Origin of the sequence: Tepidamorphus sp. 3E244 (genome assembly GCF_046159835.1) — a bacterium.
In the GTDB taxonomy this organism is placed as follows: Bacteria; Pseudomonadota; Alphaproteobacteria; order Rhizobiales; family Tepidamorphaceae; genus JACKJK01.
In genome coordinates this window covers 287,523-305,881 of record NZ_JBJXCY010000002.1, presented here as the reverse complement: position 1 = coordinate 305,881, position 18,359 = coordinate 287,523, and the positions used below count along the sequence as shown (strand labels likewise).

Genomic DNA, 18,359 nt, shown 5'->3' with positions numbered 1-18,359 from the left:
ACCTCCCTTAAAATTTTCAGATAACTTCTCCTATTTCAGCCACGGTGGCGGAATTATTTCGAAGTCACTGGGATATACGGGGCGGTCTCGGAAATGGTTTCGAATTAATTATATTTTTTTTGCCGGCCCTGCCGCGACCACCGGTCCGGTGGGTGCGCCGGTCTGCGATCCGCCTTGCGGCTCAAGGCTGACAGCGATTGTCATGCCATCGGCAAACTTTCGGTCGAGGTCCTCTGGAACGTGCGGCGCGCGGGCGCCGGTGCCGCCGATAAGACCAAGCGAGATGGGGCCGCCGCCGCCTTCGGCCGGCACGTACCACAGTTCGTAGTCACGCCCGTCCGGCGTCTCGCCATCCAGCAGGCTGGCGCGGATCGTCAGGTCGCGCGGATCGTAGAGCACGAGGAAGCGGGTATCCCCGGCTTCTGTCTCCAGCGAGGCGACGAGCGTGTCACCGGCCACCGGCGGCACGATCGGCTCGCGCAGGGTCACGAAGGCGAGGATCGCCAGCGCCGTGGTGGCGGCGAGCGTCGTCATGCGCCAGAAGGCTGCATTGCTCCAGAAGCCGCCGGAGGATTTGGCATCAGTTGCACCGAACAGGCGCGTGTTGATCGCCGACTTGACGTGGGCAGGCGGGGGCAACTCGTCGAAGCCGCCGTTCAGGCCGGAGAAGTGCTGCTCCCACGTGGCCACGAGGTTTGCGAACGCACCGTCGCGGGCGACGCGTGCTTCCATGGCGGCGCGCTCCTGTGCGTCGAGCACGCCGAGCGCGTATTCGGCGGCCAGCAGGTTCGCGTCTTCGGGCGGGGTCGGATAGGCAAGGCTGTCCGTCATGCTTCAAGACACTCCCGAAGCTTGAGGAGCGACCGGCGCAGCCACGTGCGCATGGTGTTGAGGGGCACGGCGAACCGGTCCGCCAGCTCCTGGTAGGACTGGCCGTCGAGATAGGCACCCTGCACGGCAAGCGACCGGTCCTCGGGAAGTTCACCCAGGCAGGTGCGCATGCGATCGAACTCGTCGGACGCGATGGCGGCCTTTTCCGGCCCCGGGGCAGCGTCAGCCAGCGTGTGGTTGTCGTCGATATCCTCGTGCGGCCGCTTCTTCACGCGCAGCTTGTCGATCGCGTGGTTGCGCGCGATCGCGATCAGCCACGTCATCGGGCTGGCCTGCTGAGCTGAGAAACTGGACGCGCGTTGCCACACCTTGACGTAAACCTCCTGTATGACGTCTTCGGCTTCATGCCGGTCTCGTAACAGACGGATGACAACGCCGAAAAGTTTCGCCGAGGTGCGGTCGTAGAGCGTCTCAAATGCGGTGCGATCCGACAGCGCGACGCGCGACAGCAGCACTCTCAGTTCTTCTCTGGGATCCATTCGCCCGCCCGGTATCGTTTCCTCGCTGAACACATTACGCTATCGCGAGTGGATTGGTTTTATCTTTTTGCCGCCAATCGTTACGTATTGACCGCAGCGTCAATTCGGCCCCACGCTGGACCAGTAGCGGGGCCGCCGCGTCCGGTCGGACCAACCCGCAAACACTTGGGAGGCCGATATGCCGCATATTCCTTTTTGCAAGCCGCTCGCCGTCCTTGCGGGCATTGCCGCGTTGACCGCCATTGGCGGGCAGGCATCCGCGCAGACCCTGCTCGACCAGTACACCGCGCGCCTGTCGGACCAGGATCACTACAACTCCAACGGAAAGCGGCTGGACACGCCGGCGCAGATCATCCGGCAGGACCGCGCCAACTTCCACAAATTCGGCAGGCGCGATGCCGACGATACGACGGACCAGTACTTCTCCAGCGCCAAGAACCGCGAGTGGCTGGAAAACATGTTGAGCGGCTCCAAGCCGCCTGCCGCCGTCATGGATGAGATCCTCAACGGTGCGCCGCTGGTGCAGGTCACCATCTACGAAGGCAAGGTGCAGGTCACGCTGATGGACGGTGCCGGCGGCCAGCAAGGTGGCGGTCAGCAAGGCGGCCAGCAGGGTGGTGACGGCGGTGATCAGTTCCGGCCGGGCACCATGCCGACCTTCGGCACCGAAGAGGGCCAGGGCGGCGGGCTGACGCTGGAGAAGTAGGTCGCCTTTCGCCGAAACGTCTTACTGTTCGCTTCGGGGCTGCGCGCAGGCTTCCTCGGTTTCGAGGAAGTACGCGCATCGCTCGAGGCGCGTTAGCGGATCGAGTTCGGCGATGATGCGGTCGGCGGTGACGATTGCCGATTGGCCCGACAAGTGCACGTTTTCTGCACGGATCGCCCAGAGCTTGACCTTGGCCTCGTGGGCCCAGGTTGCCACCCAGCGTCCGTCTGGGCTGAAGCGTGCTCCGATGAACGGTTTTCCCGAGTGCCGAAGAACCCGAACAGGCGCATAGGTCTCGGTTTCGCGCAGGACGGCATCACCATTCCCGTCGATGACGAGCAAGTAGCGACCGTCGGTGCTGTAGGACGGGGGGACGACACTTTCGCTGTGATGAATGATCTGCGGAATGTCGAGGTTGTTTCCCGACAGGATTTCACCGTCCGCACGCCAGACGACAACGCCCGCGCCGATGGCCAGGGCGGCGATATCGCCGGTGACGTGATTGACACTCGCCGACAGGAGATCGTCGGGAGGATCATCGCTCAGGGTTCGCAGCAAGGTGCCATCGGCTGCATCCCAGATTCGGACCGTTCCGTCGCTGGTGAAGATGCCACCGCTCCACGTCACGACACGATTGCCTTCGTCGGTGAACACGGCCCCTGCGACCTGCCCCTCGTGACCGGTCAACTGCAAAATCTCTCGACCGGTCCGGGTGTCCCAGACGTGGGCGACATTTGAATTCGGGCCGGCGAATGGGCCGATCATCTCCGTGGCGCTCCATGTCACGAGCCGGCCGGCATCCGGTGAGAAGGTGGCGCCGGTCACTGCTGTTCCTTCATTGTCGAGCAAGATCGAAGAACCCTGCGCACCCGTTTCAATGACTTGGACGCGAGCAGAACCCGCCCACGCGGCGAGCCGTTTGCCGTCGGCACTCAGCGCCATGCCATCCACGTGCGGCGCGCGCTGTGACAGTGTTTCGCTTTGCAGGCCGTCGTGCTCCAGCAAGCGATGAACGCGCAGGCCCGCGTTGGCTGACCAGGTGCCGGCGAGTGCGGCAGCCGGTGCCGCACTGTATCCGTCAAACGAGCCTTCCAGCGTCCTGACAGAGGAGCCTTCCGCCTCGATCGGCCAGACGCGGATGTCCGAAAGGTCGCCCACAACATTGCCAAGCCCACTGGTGAAGAGCTTGCCGGAGGCGGTGACAAGGGCTCGACCATTCGCCGCGAATTCCGCCATGGCGACTGGGGCTCCAGTGGACGACAGGGAAACTCGGGGGGAACTGGAATCGACGCCGATGTCCCAAAGTCGCGCGGTACCGTTCCAGTCGAGCGTCCAAAGCCTTCGCGACTTCTCCAGGACTTCACCGAACATGAGCGTGGTTTCATTCCCGCCTAGTGTGGCGACAGGCGACCCGTCAGTAGTGCGCCACAGACGGATGCTGTCATCGAGACCGTGACCGTCTCCATGCCAGATCTTGTCCAGAAGCCGGTATCCGCTGGCGGTCAGTATGGCGGTGCCGCCTTCATGAAAACGTGCGTAGGTGATCTTGCCTTTGTGTCCGCGAAGGGTTGCGAGGAGTTGACCGGTTCGGCCATCCCGCAGGCGAGCAAGGCGATCCACTCCCCACGTGAGCAGCAGATCGCCTTCGGGACTGAACGTGGCGCCCAGTGTGCCAATGCTGAACAGGCCGGAGGACGCGGAGACATCCTCGGCATGGCCGGGCATCTCTGCAATCAGCCGTCCGCTTGCTGCCTCCCAAAGATGCAGGTTGCCACCTTGGCTCCAGGTGAGAATCCGCTCGCCGTCGGGGCTGAACGCTGCCGAGGACATGTCGCCGACATTGCCGCGCAATTGGGCGACGACGGAGCCGGAATGCATGCTGCGAACAGTTGCGCGGGAACCGGTGATGGTCAGGACGCGGTCTGCCTGCTCAGATACGATGACAACGAAGGTCTCGTTCTGCGTACCGGCTTCAATGCGAACCAAGGGCTCGCCGCTGCTGGCATCACGCAGGACAGCTGCTGGCGGGGCGGCGCTTTCTTCGCCGTCGGCCTTTCCGCTGACCGTCAGAAGACGTTCACCACTTGCGTCGAAATGGACCCGCTGGAGCGGGCGCTGCGCGGTTTCAATGGGCTGACCCGGCGTGGCGGTGGCGGCATTCCATATCCGTATGTCGCCAAGTTCGGTCCAACTCGCAAAATGCCCGGCCCCATGATCCGACCACGCAAGGGAAACCGACTCGGCGTGGCCCTCCATCGTGGCCAGCAAACGGCCATCGGACGCGCGCCACCGCCGAGCCGTTCCATCAGCGCCGAATGACAGGATTTCTCCTTCCAGAAAAACTGCCCGTGACACCGGCCCATCGTGTCCGCGCAGGACCTGCTCTTCGCTGCCGGTACGCGCATTCCAAAGCCGCAGCGTGGCGTCGTCGCTCCATGACAGCAAATGTTCGCCGTCCGCGGAGTATCTCAAGCCTTTGATCGCTTCGTCGTGACCTGTCAGCGTCGCCGCAAGCTTCAGATCAACGAGGCCCCAGAGATAGATTTCCGGCCCGTCAGAGCTGGTTGAGGCTGCGGTCGCCTCGCGGGGGCCGACAAGCGTGAACCCGGTGAACTTCAGCACTTGTCCACGTTGGACGCGGAGTTCGCGACGGTCGGCGGACACGGCGTTCTCCAGCGCGCTCAGGGCGGCATCGGCTATCGGGCGGTTCGGATTGTCCGGGTCTTCGGGCAAGGCAGCCCGCGCAAGCGCCACTGCGTTTCCGTAGTCGCCCGCTGCAAGGGCCTCCCTGCTGGCGCGCGCAAGGAAACGTGACTGTGTGAGGAGCGCGGCATCACGCTGTTGCTCGGCGCGCTCGGCTTCTGCCGTTGCCAAGTCGCTCTGGCGTTCGGCTTCGCGCGCGTTCTCCTCGGCTAGGCTTCGCTGCTGTTCGGCAACCTGCCGCTCGCTCCGGGCAACCCGGCTCTGGTTGAAGGCGTAGATCGCTAGAACGGATGTGACCGCGGCGACAACCAGCGTGACCGCGATGGTCAGCCGCTGGCGGCGTACCTGACGCGCGCGACTGCGGGTGATGAAGTCCAGCTGCAGTTCGGTTGGCGGCGGCGAGGTGTCCGGGTGACGGTCACGCCAGCTTTCCGCCGCACGGATCGCATCATCGGCAAACATGAGCAGGCGAGTGGGGCGGCCCGCCTTGTCCCAGTTGCCGGCAAGGTCACTGATCCGCGATTTCTCCCGTTCCCATGCGAGGTCGGTATCGAGCGCTTCGCAAATGTCGGCATGGGCTGCGGCGCGTGCGGCCCTGGTCTTGTAGTCGATGAAGTTGAGCCGCCTGAGCCTTGCGGGGATCAGATCATGGTCGGTCTTGCGGGCCACCACCGGCAGAATGCTCTTGCCGAGATCTTCTGCGTGGGAAACCTCCCACTCGCAGACCTCAGACACGACGGAATGCGGGCTGATGAGGAAAATGACCTTCTCGGCCGAGGCGATAAGTGCGCCAAGGCGGTCGCGCCATGGTTCGCCGGGCTTGATGTCATGCAGGTCGAGAAACGCATCGAACCCGTCTGCTTCGAGCGCGTGCAGCAACCGCTCGGCGACGGTCTGGTCCTTGCGTGAATAAGATATGAAGACGCGGGCGCGAGTGGTGGCGCTTTCCTTGCCGGTTTTGACAGCTGCGGTCATGTCATCAGCGTTTACCCATATGGTTGCCGCAAGGGCAGGCTAGCGCCGCGCCCCGGGCTTGGCCATAGCTTGCGCGGGGCCGTGGTATGCCAAGCGGCTTGACCGCTTCACGAAGCGGGGCTACCGTCCCGCTCGCTCCGCTTCGTGCGGGGCTGTGACTCTTGAATGGAATTCGAACGGATCATGTCGATCTATCGCACCGAAATTCTTGTACGCTTGCGCGTTGCCGGGGTGGCCTGACGGTCACCACGATAAGGCAGCGCGCGTTTCAGGCCCCCACCGGGGCCTTTTTTATTGCCGAAACCGGTTGAGCACCCGGCGGCAAACTGGAATGAACCAATCCCGGATCCCGGGGCAAGACGAGGCGGCAGGGCCGCCATGAGGAGTTGGAACGATGGCCGAGCAGATGACGGGCGCGGAAATGGTTGTCAGGGCACTGGCAGACCAGGGTGTCGAACACGTTTTCGGATATCCGGGCGGCGCCGTACTGCCGATCTATGACGAGCTTTTCATGCAGGAGAAGGTGAAGCACGTGCTCGTTCGCCACGAGCAGGGCGCGACCCACTCCGCGGAAGGCTATGCTCGCTCCACCGGCAAGCCCGGCGTCGTTCTCGTCACCTCCGGCCCCGGCGCGACGAACGCGGTGACCGGCCTCACCGATGCGCTGATGGATTCCATCCCGATGGTCTGCATCACGGGGCAGGTCCCCACGCACCTGATCGGATCGGACGCGTTCCAGGAATGCGACACGGTCGGCATCACGCGCTCTTGCACGAAGCACAACTACCTTGTGAAGCGCATCGAGGATCTGCCGCGCGTCCTGCACGAGGCATTCGTGGTTGCGACCACGGGCCGTCCCGGACCGGTCGTCGTCGACATCCCGAAGGACGTCCAGTTCGCCACCGGCGATTATGTCGGCCCGGAAAACATCGTCCACCAGACCTACCAGCCCAAGACCAAGGGCGACGAGGGCAAGGTGCAGGCGGCCGTCGAGCTGATGATGGCGGCGAAGAAGCCGGTCTTCTACACCGGCGGCGGCGTTATCAATTCGGGGCCTGAAGCTTCCCGCGCGTTGCGCGAACTGGTGAAGCTGACGGGCTTCCCGATCACCTCCACGCTGATGGGGCTGGGCGCGTTTCCCGCTGCCGATCCGCAGTGGCTCGGGATGCTCGGCATGCACGGCACCTACGAAGCCAACATGGCGATGCACGACTGCGACCTGATGATCAATATTGGGGCGCGCTTCGATGATCGCATCACCGGGCGGCTGGACGCCTTCTCGCCGGGTTCGCGCAAGATCCACGTCGATATCGATCCGTCCTCGCTGAACAAGAACGTCAAGGTCGACTTGCCGATCCTCGGCGATTGCGGCAGTGTGCTCGACGACATGGTCCGGCTGGTGCGCGCCTCCAAGACGAAGCCGGATTCGGCTGCGCTCAAGAGTTGGTGGGACGAGATCGACGGCTGGCGCGCGAAGAAGTCGCTCAGCTATCGCAAGTCGGATTCCGTCATCATGCCGCAGTTCGCGATCGAGCGACTGTATGAAGCCTGCAAGGATCGCAACACCTACATCTCGACCGAGGTCGGCCAGCACCAGATGTGGGCTGCGCAGTACTTCCACTTCGAGGAGCCGAACCGCTGGATGACGTCCGGCGGGCTGGGCACGATGGGCTACGGGTTCCCGGCGGCGATCGGCGCGCAGATGGCGCATCCCGATGCGCTGGTCATCGACATCGCCGGAGATGCCTCGATCCAGATGAACATCCAGGAGCTGTCGACGGCGGTTCAGTACCGCCTGCCGGTCAAGGTTTTCATCCTCAACAACCAGTACATGGGCATGGTGCGCCAGTGGCAGCAGCTGCTGCACGGCAACCGCTACTCGGAGAGCTACACCGAGGCGCTGCCGGACTTCGTGAAGCTGGCGGAAGCCTACGGCGCGACCGGCATCCGTGCCGAGAAGCCGCAGGAACTGGATGACGCCATCAAGCAGATGATCGAGACCGACGGGCCGGTCATCTTCGATTGCGTCGTCTCGCCGCTCGCCAACTGCTTCCCGATGATCCCGTCGGGCAAGGCGCACAACGAGATGCTGCTGGGCGACGACGTGCCGGACGAGGAGATCGAGAAGGCCATCCAGGGAAGCGGCAAGGCGCTGGTCTGAGGGCGCGGCCATGCGGGGCTTTGGCGGAGTAAAGGCTGCGGTCGGCGCATCAGTGCCGACCGGCACGCCGGGCGGGGTGGACTACGTCCTGCTGCTGGTGCTCGCCGCCATCTGGGGCTCGTCCTTCCTGTTCATCAAGATGTCGGTGGACGTGGTGCCGCCGGCGACCATGACCGCGATCCGTGTCTCTGTGGCGACGCTCATCATCCTGCCGTTCGCAATCGCCGGCGGGCGCGCGCTGACGAAAGGCTGGCGCATGATCGGGCTGGTGGCGCTCGCCGGCCTGTTCGGCAATGCGCTGCCGTTCACTCTGATTGCTTGGGGCCAGCAGGAGATCGACGCCGGTCTCGCGGCGATCCTCATGGGCACGATGCCGCTGTTTACGCTGCTGCTGGCGCATTTCTTCACCCACGACGAGAAGCTCAACCGATTGAAGGTTCTCGCCGTCATCCTCGGCTTTGCGGGGATTGCAATCCTGATCGGCCCGCACAAGCTGGTGCAACTCGGCTCGCAGGTCATCGCGCAGCTTTCGGTTGCCTGCGGCGCGCTGTGCTACGCGGTCAACGCGATCATCTCCAAGAGGCTGACGGGTGAGCCGCGCATGGCGGTTGCAGCCAGCCTGATGTTTGCCGCGACGCTGATGATGTGGCCGCTGGCGTGGGTGACCGAATTTTCCGGCGCAAGCGAACCGGTGCTGGGCAACGCCACGTGGTTCGATATCGCGACCGTGATCCTGCTCGGCGCAGTGCACACCGGGCTTGCCACGCTCATCATGTTCCGGCTCATCACCAGTGCCGGTGCGACCTTCTTCAGCCAGATCAACTTCCTGGTGCCGGTCTTCGGCGTGGTGTGGGGCGCGACGTTCCTCGGCGAGCGCCCCGGCATCAATGCAATTCTGGCGCTGTCGCTCATTCTCGCCGGCATCGCGCTGGCCCGGCGCGGCCAGCGCCGACCCCCTACCGCGCGGGGCCAAGAGCCGGTATCGTCCGCCCCGCGTGCTGCGCTGCAAACAAGGGAAGACGCATGACGACGCTGGTTATCGGAAACAAGAATTATTCCTCGTGGTCGCTGCGGCCCTGGCTTGCGCTCAAGGCTGCGGAAATCCCGTTCGAGGAAAAGCTGATCGTGCTCAACCAGCCCGATACCAGAGATCAGCTTCTGCAAGCCTCGAGGGCCGGGCTCGTGCCGGTGCTGGTGGACCCGGACGGCATGACGATCTGGGACTCGCTTGCCATCATCGAGTGGGCGGCGGAACGCGCCAAGGTGCCGCTGTGGCCGGAAGATCCGAAGGCGCGCGCCATTGCGCGCTCGGTTTCCGCAGAGATGCATTCGGGCTTTTTCCACCTGCGCAAGCAGTGCCCGATGAACATTCGCCGCATCAACCCGCCGAAGGAACGCGATGACGCCGTCATCAAGGACGTCATCCGCATCGACGAGATGTGGCGCGATTGCCGCCAGCGCTTCGGCGAGGGCGGACCGTTCCTGTTCGGCGCGTTCTCCGGGGCCGACTGCATGTATGCCCCGGTGGTGACGCGCTTCCGCTCCTTCTCGCTGCCTGTGTCGGACGAGAGCAAGGCCTACATGGATGCCGTGCTGAACCACCCGGCCTTCCTGGAGTGGGAAGAGGCGTCCAAGAACGAGCCGTGGACGAACCCCAACAGCGAAGTCGACTGATCCGATCTGAACCCGCCGGGGCGGCACGCGCACCGGCTGAAACCTTGAAGTGAACGCAGACATGAACGCCCAGCCCGCATCCGCCTATTTCATCGAAGAGCGCGAGGAGCCGCTCGTCACGCACACGCTTTCGGTTCTCGTGGACAACGAACCGGGCGTACTGGCGCGCGTAATCGGCCTGTTCTCCGCGCGCGGCTACAACATCGACTCCCTCACAGTGTCGGAAGTCAGCCACGAGCGGCACGTCTCCCGCATCACCATCGTCACCACGGCGCTGGCGGGTGTGATCGTTCAGATCAAATCGCAGCTCGAGCGTCTCGTTCCGGTTCACCGGGTGATCGACCTGACGGAGATTGCCCAGCAAAACAATCAGGACAAGCCGCTGGAGCGTGAGCTGGCGCTGGTGAAGGTGACGGGCAAGGGCGAGGCCCGGCTGGAGGCGCTTCGCCTGGCCGATGCCTTCAAGGCAACCGTCATCGACGCGACCACCGGGCATTTCGTGTTCGAAATCACCGGGCGCGGCAGCAAGATCGAGCAGTTCATCGAGATCCTGCAGCCTCTCGGTCTCGTCGAGGTCTGCCGCACCGGTGTTGCCGCGCTCAATCGCGGCGCGGAGGGCATGTGAGCGAGCAGGTCACGTCCCCGACTGAAGCCTACCCGCCCGGCGCCGCGTTCATCGACGGCCGGTTCGCCGAAATCGCGGACGCGAAGATTTCCGTCCTCGACTGGGGCTTCCTGCGCTCGGACGCGACCTACGACGTCGTGCATGTCTGGAAGGGCCGGTTCTTCCGGCTCGATTCCCATCTCGACCGTTTCATGGCGTCGGCTGAAAAGCTGCGGATGAACCTGCCATACGGCCGCGCGCAGATCGCAGAGATCCTCGCGCAGTTGGTCGAGCGCACCGGATTCGAGGATGCCTATGTGGAGATGATCGTCACGCGCGGCGTGTCGCCCACGTTCAGCCGCGACCCGCGCGACGCCATCAACCGCTTCATCGCGTTTGCCATTCCGTTCGGCTGGATTCTCAAGCCCGAGGAACGCGAGAAGGGGCTGGCCATCGCGGTGTCGGAAATCCCGCGCATCCAGCCGGAATCCGTCGACCCGACCGTGAAGAACTATCACTGGCTCGACCTCGTGATGGGCATGTTCGACGCCTATGAGCAGGGCGCGCGCACCTGCCTGCTGAGCGATGGGCAGGGCAATGTCACCGAGGGGCCGGGCTTCAACATCTTCGTGGTCAAGGACGGCAAGGTCTCGACGCCCCAGCGCGGCGTGCTGCACGGGATCACACGACAGGCTTCCATGCTGCTGCTGGAAGAATTGCAGGTGCCGATCAGCGAACGCCCGGTGTCGCTGGCCGAGCTGCACGACGCCGACGAAGTCTTCGCGACTTCGACGGCAGGCGGTGTGATGCCGGTGACGAGCATTGGCGCGCATACGGTGGCGACGGGTAAGCCCGGCGCAATCACCAATCGGCTGATCGAGGCCTACTGGGCCGCGCACACGCGCGGCGACGGCTGGTCGGTGCCGGTTGCTGACGTGTCGCGCGGCCAACTGGACTTGGCCTGACAGCGCTGCCTGCCATTCGCTCAGTCGCTGACAGCCATTCGCAGAATTCGTTTTAGCTTTGAAACCTAACAGGTCAGTATCCCTGCCATAAAACCCGTGGGAGGGAACCGATGCCGGGAGATGTGCTGCTCGCGCTCGTTCTGTTCGCGGCTGCGGCGGCAGGAACGCCCGGCCCCAACAACATCATGCTGCTCGCCTCGGGCGTGAACTTCGGGTTCATGCGCACGGTGCCGCACATGATCGGCATATTCGTCGGATTCGTGGTCCTGATCGCGGCGGTGGGTATCGGGCTTGGCGTGCTGTTCAAGGCCTTCCCGATCCTGCACACGGCGCTGAAGGTGCTCGGCGCTGTATACCTGCTCTATCTCGCCTGGCGCATCGCCACGTCGCGCGGAATGTCGGATGCCGGCACGAAAGGCCACCCGATGACGACGCTGGAGGCCGCGCTATTCCAGTGGGTCAACCCGAAGGGCTGGACGATGGCAATTTCCGCCATGGCGTTCTACACCCAGCCGGACGCCCCAATGCTATCGGTTGCCATCATCGTCGCCGTCTTTTCCATCGCGACGGTGTTCTCGGTGACGCTGTGGACCAGCGTCGGCACCACGCTGCGCGGGTTCCTGTCCGATCCCGTCCGGCTGAAATGGTTCAATATCGGCATGGCGCTGCTGCTGGTTGCGTCCATCCTGCTGATCGTGCGCTAGGACAGCCTGCGGGTCACTCGTCGGTCGGGCGCTCCGCAAGTGTTCGCGACACTTCAACGAGCCGCCACGCATCGTCCTTGCTGGCCAGCGCCTCGCGTTCCTTCATGGGCAATTCGTCGAGCAGATTCCCGGTGACGACGGCGCGAATGTAGCGGCCCGTCTCCCGAGCGCGGATTTCCGAACCGGGATAGCGTGCCTTGAGGTTTTCAGAGATCGCCGGGACGGCCGGATGAATGTCCGCGCTCGTCAGCTTGCGCGGCGCGCCGTCCATCAGTTCGGCAAACGCGATGCGGCAGTTGGTCAGTCCGTCCCACAGGATGGAGAACGAGATCAGCCCGGCGGCCGCGGCATCGGCCCACCACCACCCGAGGGCGATGCCGGCAATGCCGAGAATGCCGGCGGCGCCTGTCTGCCAGTCGGCGGCGTTCATGTCGGCATCGGTGATGAGGATCTTGTCGGCGAGCTGGTGCGCGGGCTTCTTCTTCATGCGCCCGAGGATGACCGGCGGGATGCAGGAATAGGCGAGCGCGCCCATCATCAGCCAGCCGAGCCAGATGTTTTCGCCGAAGATTTCGACCGTGCCGATGGTCGGGTGTTCCTGGGTGATGAGCGTCTTCACCGCCTCGTAGAGCAGGAAGGCACCCATCGCCAGCAGCGCGCAGGCGGCGGCGAAGAAGGCGAGTGACCCGAAGCGGTGGAAGCCGTAGGGGTATTTGCGCGAGGGCGGCCGGTTTTCGATTTTCGTGGTGAGGATGAACAGGATCGGCGGAAGGAAGCTAAGCAGGTCCTCGATCCAGGCCGACTTCATTGCCTGGCTGGACCCCATGACGAAATACATGAGCGCCACGATCGTCGCGAGCCAGAAGAGCGTCCACCATTCGAGCCGCACGGCGCGGCGCATCTCCTCGCGCTTGTCCTCCGGAAGCTGGGGGTAGATCCGTTGCGTCATGGCTGGCTCCGCAGCGCGCGCTCGACAGCGGCCAGGAAGCCGTTCTCGCCCTTGCGGACCGCGAAGACAGTCTCGACGCGTTCGCCCTCGATGACGGTTGAGGAAACCGGGGCGGTGAGGCCGGTCTCGGATTTGAACGGGGTGTTTTTCGGGATGCCGCCGGCCAGCAGGTGCACGTGGCCGGTGTTGAGGTCGGCGACGAGCTTGTGCGGTTCGCCGGGTTGCAGGACGGCCTCGGCTTCGAGCCGCTGTGCCACGCGCTCGATGGCCGCTGTTTCCCGGTCATCCAGTCCGCTGACATTCATCACGCCGACGATCAGTTCCTTGCCGCGCACCTTGTCCAGCGTGCCTTCGGGATCGCGCGGCATGTCGCAAGCGCCCAAGGCGAGCAGGAAAGGGAGGATCACGAGCAATCGGGCGATGGGCATGGCGGGCAACTTCTAACGGGTATGCACGGCAGATGCGCCGACAACGAATTGTCGGTACTCCGGTTCCAGCAGGGCGGCAATGCGCCGTTTTCGTCTGCATGGCGCGTGCGAATCTGTAAACAGTCTCGCATGGCACTCACAGATCAACAGGCAAACGCGCTGAAGTCCGTCGCGGACTGGCTGAAGGAGCGCAACCGGCAGCAGATTTTCCGGCTGTTCGGCTATGCGGGCACCGGCAAGACGACGCTGGCCCGCACCATCGCCGAGGAGATCGGCGGCAACGTGCTGTTTGCCGCCTTCACCGGCAAGGCGGCGCAAGTGCTTCGTTCGCGCGGCGCATCGAACGCGCGCACCATCCATTCGCTGATCTACCGTCCGCGCGGGGAGGAAGTGCAGGAGGAAACCGGCACGGTTTCCCCGACCTTTTCCATCAACCGCACGTCGCCGCTGTCGGATGCGTCGCTCGTCATCATCGACGAGTGCTCGATGGTGGACGAAGAACTGGGGCGCGACCTGCTGTCCTTCGGGACGCCGGTTCTGGTGCTGGGCGATCCGGGGCAGTTGCCGCCGGTCTCCGGCGGCGGGTTCTTCACCGACCATCCGCCCGACGTGATGCTAACGGAAATCCACCGGCAGGCGCGCGACAACCCGATCGTTGAACTGGCCCGGCAGGTGCGCGAAGGCGAGCGGCTCGACTATGGTACGTACGGTGAAAGCATGGTCGTGCGGCGAGGCGACATTCCAGAAGGCCGCGTGCCGGAGGCCGACCAGGTGCTCGTCGGCACCAACCGGACCCGCCACCGCTACAATCGCCGGCTGCGCGAGATCGCAGGCTTCGACGATCCGCTGCCGTGCGCGGGCGACAGGCTGGTCTGTCTGAGAAACGACCCGAAGAAGGGCCTGCTCAACGGCTCGCTGTGGACCGTGTCCAGTGCGCCGCGCACGACCAAGCCGGCGCAGACGATGATCGTGCAGTCCGACGATGACGGGCTCGACAAGGACATGGTCAAGATCAAGGTGCTGAAGCAGGCCTTCCTCGAACCGGATGCGGACATTCCGTGGCAGCTGCAGCGCCGCCACGATGCGTTCGATTTCGGCTACGCGCTGACGGTGCACAAGGCGCAGGGTTCGCAGTGGAGCGACGTGGTGGTCTTCGACGAGAGCTTCGCGTTCAAGGACCATCCCGACCGCTGGCTCTACACGGCGATTACCCGCGCCGCCGACCGGGTGACAATCGTACGTTAAGGCGCGCAGGCATTCGCTGTCGTTGCAAAGCCACACTCGTGCGCCAACCGTGACGGACCGGCTTGCGCGGCGCGCCGACGCACTTCACCTTCCGGCACATTCGCGGCCAACCGGCCGAGCGGGAGCGATCCTTGATAGACCATTCGACGCAAGCGCGCACTTGGGCGGCGAGGGAGCGCGCAGACGCGCAAGCCCCGTCGGCTCGTCGGCGGCTTGCATGGTTGCCGCAGGCAATTGCATTCGATCCGGACGCGCATGACCACCCCTCGCGTGAGCGGCTTCGGCACTTGCTCTTCGCGATCTTCCTTGCCTGCGCGTCGGCCTATTTCGCCTGGCGGCTGACGGTCTTCAACCCGGATGCACCGATCTATTCGACGGCGTTCTACATCTCCGAGTTCATCGGGTTCACCATCGGCGTCCTGTTCAACTATATCGGGCTGAAATGTCCGATACCGGCCTGGAAGCCCGCCCCGCCGGGGCTGAAGGTCGACGTGTTCGTCACGACCTACAACGAGCCGCTGGACGTGGTACGCTCGACGCTGAACGGTGTGCGCGCCATGCGCTACCCGCACCAGGCCTGGCTGCTGGACGACGGCAACCGCGCGGAAATGGCGGCGCTGGCCGCGGAGTTCGGTGCGAAATACCTGGCACGCGAGCACAACACCGGTGCCAAGGCCGGCAACCTCAACAACGCGCTGAAGCACGCGACAGGTGATTTCATCGCGGTGCTGGATGCCGACCACGTGCCGCAGGCCGATTTCCTCGACCGGCTGCTGGGGTATTTCGACGATACGCGGCTGGGTTTCGTCCAGACGCCGCAGGACTATTCGAATCCGGACGCCTTCCAGTACACGCGCGACAAGTTCTCGCCGTTCATCCTGCACGACCAGTCGCAGTTTCACTATGTCGGTCAGCCGGGCCGCAACGCAGTCGATGCAGCGGCCTTCTGCGGCTGCTCGGCGGTGCTGCGCCGCGCCGCGCTGGATGACGTGGGCGGCTTCCCGGAAGAGACGGTCACCGAGGACATGCACTGCGCGGTGCGGATGCAGAAGAAGGGCCATCCGGGTGTGTTCCACCGTGAACCGCTGGCCTTCGGCATCGCGCCCGTTCGCTACCGCGAGTTTCTTCGCCAAAGATTGCGCTGGGGGCAGGGCAACCTGCAGGTCTGCCGGGCAGAAGGATTGCCGTTCAGCCGTTCGCTGAGCTTCGGCCAGCAGATGAGTTACCTGTCGCTGGCGTGGCCCTATGTCGGGGCGGTTGCCAAGCTCTGCATGTATGGCGCGCCGCCGGCGCTGCTTCTGTCCGGGGTCGCGCCGATCATATCCGACCCGCGCGTCTTCGCGGCTTTCTTCCTGCCGTTATTGATCTCATCGCTCATCGTTCATGACGAGATCGGGCGAGGCTACGGCAACTTGCTCACCTCCGAGCACTTCCTCATGGCGCAGCTCGGTTCCGGGCTGCTGGCCCTGCGCGGGCTGTTTCGGCGCAACCTCAAGTTCGACGTATCATCCAAGCTGTTGCACGGCGGCGGCGACTGGCTGCTGCTCACGCCGCAAGCGGTGGTTTTCGCCATCAGCGCCTTTGCCGTCGGCGTCGGCCTGTTCCGATATGTGGACGGCGTCGATGGGGGGGAATTGCCGCCCTGGCTGTTTGCCTTTGCGGGGGGCGTTGCCTGCTTCAACATGTACATGGTGGTGAAGGTCGCATCGAACGTGCGCCGGGTCTCCAAGGTTCACGAGAACAGCTACCGGCACCCGGTCGCCCTACCGGTCACATCTGGCGATGCATTGTGCGAGACGCGATGGGTCTCGGCCAATGCGGCCTGTCTCGCAGGGCTGCCCGGCACCGAGACGCCGGCCATCGGCACGCGGCTGTCGCTGGCGCTGCACCTGCCGGGAGGCCCGCTGGGGGTCAGCGGGATCTTCGAGAAGGTCGACGCCGACGCGGCGACCGTCCGGTTCGAGTGGACGACGCCGGCTGACCGCGACCGGCTTGACCTCGCCTTGCGCGGATCGCGCTGGCACCGGTTCGTGGGGCGGCGGCGGGAATGCAATCGCTCGCCCTACGACGTGGCCTTCGACCTCGTCGTGCGCGGCCGGTTGCGCCGGCGCGATGAGGAGCCAATGGAGCCCGTCCTCATCGAGACGGATCATGGGTGGCAGGCCGGCTATCTCGGGACGCTCGAAGTGGCCGGGAACACCTTGCCCGCGCTCGTCGCATTCGGCCCGTCCGCGCCGAAGCCCGGCACGCTTCGCATCCGTTCGAAGGCCGGAGAGAGCGACATCGTGATCGGCAAACCGGTTGATGGGTCAGCGATCGCAGATGCGCGTGCGCTGAGCGTCGTTTACGGAAATATTTACCCTGTCACCTCAAGTAACTGACGCAGCGGTGTAATTAGAATCGCTGTTGTAAACCTGCACTATCTGCCGCCAGCCAAGGGCGTATGCTCACCTCAACGGATTCGTGGAGGCATTCATGCGGAAATCCCTGATTGGTTTGATGGTGGCCGGTGTGCTGCTTGGCGCGGCGCAGAGCGCGTACGCTGCGGACTACAACGCGGGCTATGATGGCGGCATCATGCCGAGCACCGGCCCGAAGATCGTGCTGTTCGGCGGTGTCGATGCGCGCGAGCGCTCGTTCTACGGCTATGGCGGTTTCGTCTGGGCGCCGATGGCCGACCTGTCGCAGGACACCTGGCTGGTGCGCGGCATGATCGGCGGCGGCTCCTACGAGTATGACAATCCCGGCGTTGTCGGTGGCGAGGTCGATGGCGATCACATCGAAGGCGACATCATGCTGGGCTACCAGTGGCACCTGCAGCCGGGCCGGTTCAGCCTGTATGCCGGTCTCAACGTGCAGGACCACGACCACAGCCCGAACGACCCGTCGAATTCGACTGCCGGGTCCGAGGCGGGCTTCAAGGTGCAGGCCGAACTGGAATCCACGTACGGCGCGCCGTTCTACTACAACCTGTCGGGCAACTACTCGACGGCGAACGACACCTACTGGACGCAGGCTCGTCTTGGCTGGAACATGCAGCAGTTCACGGTGGGTCCGGAAGTCAGCCTTGCCGGCAATGACGAATATGACTCCCAGCGGGTCGGCGTCTTCGCGCGCTATTCGATGGATGCCTTCTCGGTGACCGGCGCGGTCGGGTATGCCGATGTGTCCGGCACCCAGGGTGGCGACGGCGTCTATGGCAGCCTCGGCTTCAGCTACGCCTACTGACGCCTGAAACAGGTCCGAAAAATCAAAGGCCCGGCTGCTTCAGCCGGGCCTTTTGCTTGTCCGAAACAGTGCGGACCGCGCGCTACCTGTTGTAGCTGCTGAAGACGCTGGCTGAACCGTCGCGCGCGATGAGCAGGACGTCGTAGGGTTCGCGGTCGTCGCCGAAATCCATGCCCGGCGAGCCGATCGGCATTTCCGGCACGCTCAGGCCGGCGGCGTCGGGCCTTTCGGCCAGCAGCTTGCGGATGTCGGCGGCGGGCACATGCCCTTCCACGACATAGCCGTCGACCTTCGCCGTGTGGCAGGAGAAGTGCTCCGGCTTCAGACCGGCGGCCATCTTGCTCTGGGTCAGGGCGCCGCTGCTGACGTTCTTCGCCTCGACCGTGAAGCCGTTCTCTTCCAGGTGCTCGATCCAGGCGATGCAGCAGCCGCAGGTCGCGGATTTTTCAACCGTCACGACCGGCGTCGACTGGGCTGCGACGAACCGGAAGGGCACGGTGCTGGCAAGTGCGGTGACGGCAAGGCCGGTCACGAGGGTACGGCGGGTCATGGTCATGTGTGGCGTCTCCCAACTGTGCGGAGTGCAATCTGGATCCTGATAGCTGTCACACGATTGCCGCACGTCAATAGCCGGGGCATCCTGTGCG

The 18,359-nt window shown here is 64.3% G+C and carries 16 protein-coding genes; 10 read left to right on the top strand and 6 right to left on the bottom strand.

The window, feature by feature from the left end; translation table 11 throughout:
• Positions 1-108: 108 nt before the first annotated feature.
• Together ACKTEK_RS10295 and ACKTEK_RS10290 are read right to left on the bottom strand one after the other, a co-directional pair.
• The gene (locus tag ACKTEK_RS10295; protein ID WP_409165201.1) at positions 109-831 is read right to left on the bottom strand and encodes an anti-sigma factor domain-containing protein; all 723 of its coding nucleotides are present in this window, start codon (positions 829-831) and stop codon (positions 109-111) included.
• A complete protein-coding gene (locus ACKTEK_RS10290) occupies positions 828-1,370 on the bottom strand; it encodes a sigma-70 family RNA polymerase sigma factor (protein ID WP_409165200.1) in 543 nt (180 codons plus the stop codon). Before ACKTEK_RS10290 ends, ACKTEK_RS10295 begins: the two co-directional genes overlap by 4 nt.
• A 178-nt stretch (positions 1,371-1,548) precedes the next feature.
• Between ACKTEK_RS10290 and ACKTEK_RS10285 the strand changes: the two genes are divergently transcribed.
• Positions 1,549-2,076, top strand: coding sequence for a hypothetical protein (locus ACKTEK_RS10285; protein ID WP_409165199.1), 528 nt, complete (start codon positions 1,549-1,551; stop codon positions 2,074-2,076).
• A gap of 21 nt (positions 2,077-2,097) precedes the next feature.
• Here the strand turns inward: ACKTEK_RS10285 and ACKTEK_RS10280 are convergent, their stop codons facing one another.
• Positions 2,098-5,754, bottom strand: coding sequence for a TIR domain-containing protein (locus ACKTEK_RS10280; protein ID WP_409165198.1), 3,657 nt, complete (start codon positions 5,752-5,754; stop codon positions 2,098-2,100).
• Between the two features lie 394 nt (positions 5,755-6,148).
• On the opposite strand from ACKTEK_RS10280, the gene ACKTEK_RS10275 reads away from it, so the two are divergent.
• The 6 genes from ACKTEK_RS10275 to ACKTEK_RS10250 all read left to right on the top strand — a co-directional run bounded on the left by ACKTEK_RS10275 (position 6,149) and on the right by ACKTEK_RS10250 (position 11,862).
• Positions 6,149-7,915 carry an acetolactate synthase 3 large subunit gene (locus ACKTEK_RS10275; protein WP_409165197.1) on the top strand — a complete coding sequence of 589 codons (1,767 nt, stop codon included), beginning with the start codon at positions 6,149-6,151 and terminating at the stop codon, positions 7,913-7,915.
• A gap of 10 nt (positions 7,916-7,925) precedes the next feature.
• Positions 7,926-8,942, top strand: a complete 1,017-nt coding sequence (locus tag ACKTEK_RS10270) for a DMT family transporter (RefSeq protein WP_409165196.1) — start codon at positions 7,926-7,928, stop codon at positions 8,940-8,942.
• Complete coding sequence (locus ACKTEK_RS10265) at positions 8,939-9,589, top strand: glutathione S-transferase family protein (protein WP_409165195.1); 651 nt, start codon at positions 8,939-8,941, stop codon at positions 9,587-9,589. The genes ACKTEK_RS10270 and ACKTEK_RS10265 overlap by 4 nt, the downstream gene beginning before the upstream one ends.
• 61 nt (positions 9,590-9,650) lie before the next feature.
• Positions 9,651-10,214: an acetolactate synthase small subunit gene (gene ilvN, locus ACKTEK_RS10260; protein ID WP_409165194.1), complete on the top strand. Its 564-nt coding sequence runs from the start codon at positions 9,651-9,653 to the stop codon at positions 10,212-10,214.
• Positions 10,211-11,158 (top strand): aminotransferase class IV, encoded by a 948-nt coding sequence (locus tag ACKTEK_RS10255; RefSeq protein ID WP_409165193.1) that lies wholly within the window; start codon positions 10,211-10,213, stop codon positions 11,156-11,158. The genes ilvN and ACKTEK_RS10255 overlap by 4 nt, the downstream gene beginning before the upstream one ends.
• 110 nt (positions 11,159-11,268) lie before the next feature.
• Positions 11,269-11,862 carry a LysE family translocator gene (locus tag ACKTEK_RS10250; RefSeq protein ID WP_409165192.1) on the top strand — a complete coding sequence of 198 codons (594 nt, stop codon included), beginning with the start codon at positions 11,269-11,271 and terminating at the stop codon, positions 11,860-11,862.
• Between the two features lie 13 nt (positions 11,863-11,875).
• Here the strand turns inward: ACKTEK_RS10250 and ACKTEK_RS10245 are convergent, their stop codons facing one another.
• The gene (locus ACKTEK_RS10245) at positions 11,876-12,811 is read right to left on the bottom strand and encodes a cation diffusion facilitator family transporter (protein ID WP_409165191.1); all 936 of its coding nucleotides are present in this window, start codon (positions 12,809-12,811) and stop codon (positions 11,876-11,878) included.
• On the bottom strand, positions 12,808-13,239 hold the full coding sequence (locus tag ACKTEK_RS10240) for a hypothetical protein (protein WP_409165190.1): 432 nt from the start codon (positions 13,237-13,239) through the stop codon (positions 12,808-12,810). The genes ACKTEK_RS10245 and ACKTEK_RS10240 overlap by 4 nt, the downstream gene beginning before the upstream one ends.
• Positions 13,240-13,368: 129 nt before the next feature.
• On the opposite strand from ACKTEK_RS10240, the gene ACKTEK_RS10235 reads away from it, so the two are divergent.
• The 3 genes from ACKTEK_RS10235 to bcsS all read left to right on the top strand — a co-directional run bounded on the left by ACKTEK_RS10235 (position 13,369) and on the right by bcsS (position 17,712).
• The gene (locus ACKTEK_RS10235; protein WP_409165189.1) at positions 13,369-14,484 is read left to right on the top strand and encodes an ATP-dependent RecD-like DNA helicase; all 1,116 of its coding nucleotides are present in this window, start codon (positions 13,369-13,371) and stop codon (positions 14,482-14,484) included.
• A 221-nt stretch (positions 14,485-14,705) separates the two neighbouring features.
• Positions 14,706-16,865, top strand: a complete 2,160-nt coding sequence (locus ACKTEK_RS10230; RefSeq protein WP_409165188.1) for a glycosyltransferase — start codon at positions 14,706-14,708, stop codon at positions 16,863-16,865.
• Positions 16,866-16,959: 94 nt separating this feature from the next.
• A complete protein-coding gene (gene bcsS / locus ACKTEK_RS10225; RefSeq protein WP_409165187.1) occupies positions 16,960-17,712 on the top strand; it encodes a cellulose biosynthesis protein BcsS in 753 nt (250 codons plus the stop codon).
• An 82-nt stretch (positions 17,713-17,794) separates the two neighbouring features.
• Here the strand turns inward: bcsS and ACKTEK_RS10220 are convergent, their stop codons facing one another.
• Complete coding sequence (locus tag ACKTEK_RS10220; protein WP_409165186.1) at positions 17,795-18,268, bottom strand: DUF411 domain-containing protein; 474 nt, start codon at positions 18,266-18,268, stop codon at positions 17,795-17,797.
• Between the last annotated feature and the right edge of the window lie 91 nt (positions 18,269-18,359).